We start from the raw sequence: 6,857 nt of genomic DNA, 5'->3' as shown, positions 1-6,857 counted from the left end.
ATTTACTTACCTGCTGTCCTTTTTTCACTTGACTTGGATGATTAAAAAACTGAATGTTCAGACTTATTAGAGTGACTAAAAAACAGTGATTTGACATCAATAGAATTTATTTATGCAATGCTACTGAAATGATATAGAGAATGAGGAAGGCAAAGACAATCGTCATCCCTAAAAAAGTTGTATATTCAAACATATTGCTAACAGGAGCGTGGCCGGCAACGTACCATCTGGTTATAAAATAACTCAGCTGAGACAAGAAGCCGGTCAGAGCCAGTCCAAACCCCGTCCAGCCCCACGTCTTCCCTTTTTTCTGATTTTCGTTATTTTCATGAAACAATGACAGCGAGAACACCACCATAGCGGCAATATAAAATAAAAAGGCTACAAGTAATAAATTGCTGCTCAGTTCAATCATTTTATGCCTTCACTCCTTTTTAAAAAATTTTTTGACTATAGGAGGCTTCAACCTGAATTGAGCTGTTGTCATCAACCTAGCCAGTCGAATTATCGTGTTTCCAGAAATACTCCACCCCCTTATTTTTTTCTCCAGTAGTATAATAAGAGAATGTGAAGAATTGATGGAATTGTTCATTTTCAAAATAAATGACGATAAGAAAAAGGGTGCTTCCCAGATTGTTGGAAAGCACCAATGTTCCTTTTTCATTTGTTTACTTACGGGAACGGATAATGATATAAAGAGTAGCCGCACAAATAACCGGAATGAGAACATATATACAAATCGTTAAAAACATGAAACTAAAGTGGCGATGAAGCGCGGGCAAAATCCACGTAGCGGAGAAGGTCAAGCATAAGATGCCGGCTAAGATAAACAGCCCGCTAATCATCCATTCAATTTTTTTCATCGCTTATCCTCTCTCTTGTTCCTTCTGACTTCAGGAAGTGAAAGGGTAACGATTGTGCCTTGCCCAACTTCACTGTCTATGCTGACCGTGCCTCGATGTAGCTCGATCAGCTGTTTGACAATCGTTAACCCAAGTCCTGTACCGCCATACTCTCTCGAACGCGACTTTTCAACGCGGTAAAAACGTTCAAACAAATAAGCTACTTCTTCTTTGGGTATTCCCTTGCCAGTATCCTTAATGATAATCTGAACCTGACCAGCTCCGCTCTTTACAGAGATCACGATCTCACCTTCCTCCGTATAGCGGATTGCATTTTCGACGATATTCAGCAGCACTTGCTCCATCCGTAATGGATCAGCCATAACAAACAAACCTGGCAATGAATCAGATTCCAGTCTTAGGGAAAGCCCTTTTTCCAATGCCCGATAAGCAGTTTTTTGCAGAACCTGCTTTATCAGTTGCTCAAGTGCTACCTTCTCCAGCTTGAGCTTAAATCTTCCATCATCCATTTTCGCAAGGTCAAATAAATCGTTTACCAAGTAAGATAATCGGTTTGCTTCTTCTTCAATAATGGTCAAGTAGCGGTCTTTCTCCTCTTCTGTCTTCCACAGCCCTTTTCGCAATACTTTAGCGTATCCCTTTAAATACGTGATAGGGGTCTGCAGCTCATGCGAGATATTAGCGTAAAATTCAACCCGCTGTTTATTAATCCGGCTTAAATTAGCTGCTAAATCATTGATCGCTCCGGCAAGTGAGCCGACTTCGTCTTTTGATCGTTCCTCAACACGGGTATCGAGTTCTCCCCTTGCGATTTTTCGGGCCGCTTGTTCCATATTTATTAATGGCTGTGACAGCTTTCTCGAAAGGAAATAAGCTAGTCCAATCCCGACTAATAATGATCCGACTACTGAGATAAAGATTAAATATTGGACGGTTTGCATCGATTGAAGAATTCTTTCAAGCGATGCAAACATAATAACATGTCCTTGGTTACCATCGACTTCGATATGAGAGGAGGTTGCTAAATAAGTCACTCCATCCGTAGTTTGAAACGAATTTGTTAATAAAGGAGAATGACTCGATTCATTTAACAAACGTAAAAGTTCGATACGATCTGCAGAGCTCAGATTCATATTCGCATTTGCCCAAAGCTCCCCTTCTTTCTCTAAAATCAGCAATTTCTGATTGGACATGCGTGCGGCAACCTCCACTACTTCCATGCGGTTTTCAACTGAGCTGTCATTAATTAATGAGGCATATTGAGTAGACAGCTGTAGTGTCTCCTCCTGAGCCTGCTGAATATAGAACGCATAGAAAATCTGATTAATGACAAATCCTAATGGAAACAAAATGATCATAACCAAAAGAATCATTACAGCGCCTAACTTCAGATCAATTCGATTCATCATCTTATCATCACTTTTCAACTAAATTTGTAGCCTACTCCCCACACTGTTGCAATCCGATTCTCGGGTAACCCGGCCGCTTTTAATTTTGAGCGGAGATTTTTTATATGGGAGTCCACAGTTCGCGTTGCTCCGATATATTCAGCTCCCCAAATGAAATGAAGTAAATCATCTCTCGTAAAAACACGTTCAGGGGACGCTGCAAGTTTGTACAGCAGTTCGAACTCCTTTGCAGTCAATTCCACCAATGCTTCATTTATATACACCTGACGCTTCTCATAAAAGATCTGTAGCCCGTCAGGAAACAACAAGTTTCCATCTTTTTCCTCGGTTTGATAGCTGGTCCTCCTAAGCAACGCACGAATACGGGCTAGTAATTCTTCAGATTCAAAAGGCTTTGTCAAATAATCATCCGCTCCCACGTTTAAACCCTCAACCCGGTCGTGCAATTCTTTTCTGGCGGACAGCATTAGAATAGGAACAGCGGAGTGCGTTCGAATCTTCCGGCAAATATCAAATCCATCTTGTACAGGAAGCATAATATCCAGAATAACAAGATCAATCTTTTCCTTTTCATCAGCCAATTTCGTAAGAGCTTCTTGTCCATCCACAGCCTCAATCGTCTGAAATCCGGCATCCTGCAAATAAATTGTCAAAAGATTACGCATGTTCCATTCATCATCTACAAGTAAAATCGTGTGATCTGCATTCATGTATGAAACCCCTCATATTCGTTATACAGTAGAGTATAGACAAAAAATGTGTAAAAGGTATGAAAAAATAAAAAGTATCGAGCAACTTCATCGTTTCTCCACAATCGGTCTCTATACTAGTAGTGGTTCTTAAAGAGGTTTTGAAATGATAAAAGCTAACGAGGTGCAAAGGATGGCTACAAACACGGACAGTTTATCGAAAAGACTTGTTTGGATCACATTATTAATAATAGCAGCAGGTGTTTTAATCGTTCTTATCAGCAGTCAAAGAAATGAAGCTAGCCAGGATATTCGCTTGGGCGCTCATCCGGATATAGAAGGCCAACCAACGTTAGGAGAAATCGGCGCTCCTGTCTCCGTTGTGGAATTCGGCGATTATAAATGTCCAGCCTGTAAAGCGTGGGATGAATCGATTCTGCCCCAATTAACTGTCGATTACATTGAGACGGGTCAAGTGAAATATTCTTATATTAATACACTATTTCATGGAGAGGAATCAGGTTTGGCAGCCTTGGCCAGCGAATCAGTCTGGAATCAGAACCCTGAGGGATTTTGGCAGTTTCATAAAGAAATCTTTCGTCAGCAGCCACCAAGTCAAAATCACGATGAGTCTTGGATCACTCCTGAGAAATTAATAGACATTGCTAATGAGGTCGATGCAGATATTGACCTTGAACAGTTGGCAATTGATCTCGTTAATCAAACGTATATCGCTCATGTCATGGCCGACCAGGAGCAGGTCCAGGCATTCAATGTATCGTTAACTCCAAGTATTGTGATTAATGGAACGATGGTTGAAGACCCATTTGATTACGAGCACATGAAACAAGTAATCGAGGAAGCGCTGGAGGAACAGTAATGGGCATACGATTGTACGACAAGTTGTTCTTATATGGAGCGTGGTTAATTTCAATAATCGCGACAATGGGAAGCTTGTATTTTAGCGAAATTCGTCAGTTTATCCCATGCGAACTTTGTTGGTACCAGCGGATTATGATGTATCCGTTAACGGTTTTATTGGGGATTGCTGTCTATCACGGAGATATACAAATAAAAAAATATGTCCTCCCGCTTTCCATCATCGGAGGAAGTATTTCTCTTTATCACTACCTGGTGCAAAAGGTTCCTGCCTTTGCGCCAATTACGCTATGTGCAGAAGGAGTTCCTTGCAATATACAATACATTAATTGGTTTGGCTTTATAACGATTCCATTTCTCGCGTTAACCGCCTTTTTACTAATTATAATTCTGCTGCTCTTTGTGAAAAGTAAAAAGTAAGCATCTTTTAATCAGAAGAATGAAGATACATGGCAGCTATTTGGGAGGCAAACTCTTTCTACTTATTATTCAATTTACCAGATTGAAAAGCCTTGAAAAAAAGAAAGTCTCCTTTCTCCTCTGCGGTGCTGCTTCTAACCGGAACTGATATCGGATTCATCAGCATCTCAATTCTTGCCGCTACGGGAATAGCCGGATTTGTCGGAACCGTTGCATGGTGGAGGTTTGCTGAGCACAAGTAATGATTCCATGGGAGATTTACCACCACCCACCTTAGCCAGTTACATGCAGATGAGTTATACAAGCCCTCACCTCATTGTTGAGATGAGGGCTTGTGGCTGCTTACTTTCAGTTGGGATTAAGAGAAGCGATCTACGTATCCTTATTTAACCGCCTGAGCCTCGTAATCTTCTGGAAGCAGTTGGGCTGAAAGAGCTAATCGATTCCAGCCGTTTATCGTTATTATCATAGTAACAAGGTCGATATATTGCGTTTCATCGAAGTAGGTGCGGACGTTTTCATACACTCCATCCGGCACCGCGTCCTCTGAAATAGCCGTGACAGCTTCAGTCAATTCCAGAACTGCCCTCTCTTTTTCTGAATAAAAAGGTGTTTCACGCCATGCGCTCAAGCAATAGATTCTTTGCTCCGTTTCACCGATTGCCCGGGCATCTTTCGTATGCATATCGAGACAAAAGCCGCAGCCGTTGATTTGGTTAAGATCTGGAGTGAAATTCAAAAATAAATCCTGCACAGCATCTTCAGCATCGGTAACCGATCCAAGCATCCGATAGGCAATGGAAAAGAGAAATGGTTGATAGGTTTGATAAAGAGTATCTATTTCTGACATTTGTTCCTACATGATTATGTGCCTTTCCCCTTTTTAAGCTTCAACAACTATCATCATGTATAGTACACTCTTTTTAGACAAGTTTACACAAAAGAAGGAATTATTGCAGCTGGCTACTCAATTACCTTCCCGAAGGAGTGGATTTATATGAAAAATGAAACGGTAGAAACCTGTGTGCCATCAGGTGTAGAAATAAAGAAAACCGGGTTTGGCTATACGTTGTCTTTAATAGGTGGCAAATATAAAATGGTGATATTGTACTGGCTGGCTGAAAATAACGTTATGAGATTCAATGAGTTACAGCGTAAGATCGAAACGATTTCGTTTAAAACGCTGAGTGTCATGCTAAAAGAATTGGAAGCAGATGGGCTGATTAAACGAGAGGAATTCCCGCAAATTCCGCCAAAGGTTGAATATTCATTATCTGAGCGCGGGCGCTCGCTTCTCCCTATTCTCGATATGATGTGTGATTGGGGAGAAAAAAACATGGAACCTTTAAAATAGAAAGGTTCCATGTTCGGATGAAGTGTGGCTATCGTTTAAGCTTTAGCAGCCCATATTTCGATTTCTATCTTGATTTCAGGCAGCCCTAACGCCGTAATATAGGCTACCGTCATCGCCGGATATTCATTACTGAGCAGCTGCTCCCACTCTGAATAGAGGAAATTCCAATCAATCGGTTCAACTGCCCAAATGTTCACTTTAATAATATGTTCCGGACGTAACCCTTCCGCTGCCAATACTTTTTTAATGTTGGAAAAGGTATGCTCGATTTGTTCATTCATTTTTTCAGGGAATTGTCCGTTTTGGTCGACACCGACTTGCCCGGATGTCACGAATAATTCCGCACCTCTTGGAATTTTTGTAATATGGCTGTAATTGCCGACCGGTGCCGGCATGTTGTCCGGATTTTTGCGCGTGATTTTATTGTTCTCCATTGATCGTTCGTCTCCCGTCTCAAGAAAATTCTGCTGTTTCTTCAGCGATCTCTTTTTAGACACACTTCACCCATGAAGAGATCTCTAAAAGAAAACAGCAGTAGAGTATCCATAACCAGAGGATAAATCCTTCAGCGATCTTTTCTTCATAACTGGACACTCCTTTCTTCTGCATGGACGGATTTCTAAATTGGTAACCTTAGTATATCACAGTCGCTTAAGCAAAATCATTATCGTTTTTTATTTTTCAATTCCTTGAATGAAAGCGATATATTCGTTGGCACTTCGGCTAAGTATGTCACGATCAAGCTCCCATTCTTCTTCCTCAGTCGCTCCCGGTGCGTGTTCATTACCATAAAAGGCATAGACGGAGCGGTAATCTGCCTGGCAATAAGAGAATGTCGTTTCAAATGGAATCAACAGCTGCTCGAGCGTATATTGATATCTCCCCTGCTCGCTATAATCAGATTGCCTGATCCCAGCCGAAACAGCTAAAGCGACCTTGCGATTCTTTAAATGGCTCCCTTTTGATCCGTAAGCCCAGCCATAGGTAAAAACATCATCCAGCCATTGTTTTAGCAAGGCTGGACAGCTAAACCACTGAATCGGGAATTGCAAAATTAAGCTATCATGTGCTTCAATCAATTTCTGCTCTTTTTCGACATCAATCTTCCAGTCCGGATAAGCCTTATACAGGTCATGCACGGTATACTTCTCCGGCTGCGTCTTCAATTCTTTCAGCCACCGCTTATTGACGACCGATGCTTCCATACTCGGATGAGCAACAACGATAAGTGTTTTCATAACAA

10 protein-coding genes are annotated in these 6,857 nt (G+C 41.3%); 3 read left to right on the top strand and 7 right to left on the bottom strand.

Going from position 1 to position 6,857, the window contains the following annotated elements; all coding sequences use genetic code 11:
• Nucleotides 1-106: 106 nt before the first annotated feature.
• The 4 genes from M3212_RS08840 to M3212_RS08825 all read right to left on the bottom strand — a co-directional run bounded on the left by M3212_RS08840 (nucleotide 107) and on the right by M3212_RS08825 (nucleotide 2,982).
• On the bottom strand, nucleotides 107-415 hold the full coding sequence (locus tag M3212_RS08840; RefSeq protein ID WP_251193597.1) for a hypothetical protein: 309 nt from the start codon (nucleotides 413-415) through the stop codon (nucleotides 107-109).
• A 253-nt stretch (nucleotides 416-668) separates the two neighbouring features.
• A complete protein-coding gene (locus M3212_RS08835) occupies nucleotides 669-863 on the bottom strand; it encodes a hypothetical protein (protein ID WP_251193596.1) in 195 nt (64 codons plus the stop codon).
• Nucleotides 860-2,272, bottom strand: coding sequence for a sensor histidine kinase (locus tag M3212_RS08830; RefSeq protein ID WP_251193595.1), 1,413 nt, complete (start codon nucleotides 2,270-2,272; stop codon nucleotides 860-862). Before M3212_RS08830 ends, M3212_RS08835 begins: the two co-directional genes overlap by 4 nt.
• Before the next feature lie 14 nt (nucleotides 2,273-2,286).
• Nucleotides 2,287-2,982: a response regulator transcription factor gene (locus M3212_RS08825; RefSeq protein ID WP_251193594.1), complete on the bottom strand. Its 696-nt coding sequence runs from the start codon at nucleotides 2,980-2,982 to the stop codon at nucleotides 2,287-2,289.
• A 145-nt stretch (nucleotides 2,983-3,127) separates the two neighbouring features.
• On the opposite strand from M3212_RS08825, the gene M3212_RS08820 reads away from it, so the two are divergent.
• Nucleotides 3,128-3,841: a DsbA family protein gene (locus M3212_RS08820; RefSeq protein WP_251193593.1), complete on the top strand. Its 714-nt coding sequence runs from the start codon at nucleotides 3,128-3,130 to the stop codon at nucleotides 3,839-3,841.
• Nucleotides 3,841-4,260, top strand: a complete 420-nt coding sequence (locus M3212_RS08815; protein WP_251193592.1) for a disulfide oxidoreductase — start codon at nucleotides 3,841-3,843, stop codon at nucleotides 4,258-4,260. The genes M3212_RS08820 and M3212_RS08815 overlap by 1 nt, the downstream gene beginning before the upstream one ends.
• Nucleotides 4,261-4,642: 382 nt before the next feature.
• Here the strand turns inward: M3212_RS08815 and M3212_RS08810 are convergent, their stop codons facing one another.
• Nucleotides 4,643-5,110: a carboxymuconolactone decarboxylase family protein gene (locus M3212_RS08810; RefSeq protein WP_251193591.1), complete on the bottom strand. Its 468-nt coding sequence runs from the start codon at nucleotides 5,108-5,110 to the stop codon at nucleotides 4,643-4,645.
• 147 nt (nucleotides 5,111-5,257) lie between these two features.
• Between M3212_RS08810 and M3212_RS08805 the strand changes: the two genes are divergently transcribed.
• Complete coding sequence (locus M3212_RS08805) at nucleotides 5,258-5,614, top strand: winged helix-turn-helix transcriptional regulator (RefSeq protein ID WP_251193590.1); 357 nt, start codon at nucleotides 5,258-5,260, stop codon at nucleotides 5,612-5,614.
• Nucleotides 5,615-5,649: 35 nt separating this feature from the next.
• Here M3212_RS08805 and M3212_RS08800 read toward each other — a convergent pair whose 3' ends face one another.
• Nucleotides 5,650-6,048: a RidA family protein gene (locus M3212_RS08800; protein ID WP_251193589.1), complete on the bottom strand. Its 399-nt coding sequence runs from the start codon at nucleotides 6,046-6,048 to the stop codon at nucleotides 5,650-5,652.
• Between the two features lie 240 nt (nucleotides 6,049-6,288).
• Nucleotides 6,289-6,852 carry an NAD(P)H-dependent oxidoreductase gene (locus M3212_RS08795; RefSeq protein ID WP_251193588.1) on the bottom strand — a complete coding sequence of 188 codons (564 nt, stop codon included), beginning with the start codon at nucleotides 6,850-6,852 and terminating at the stop codon, nucleotides 6,289-6,291.
• Nucleotides 6,853-6,857: the final 5 nt, after the last annotated feature.

The sequence above is a fragment of the Halalkalibacter oceani genome (assembly GCF_023715705.1).
GTDB lineage: Bacteria > Bacillota > Bacilli > Bacillales > Bacillaceae_D > Halalkalibacter > Halalkalibacter oceani_A.
Note: the sequence above shows the minus strand (reverse complement) of the source record. Positions and strands in the feature narration are given on the sequence as shown.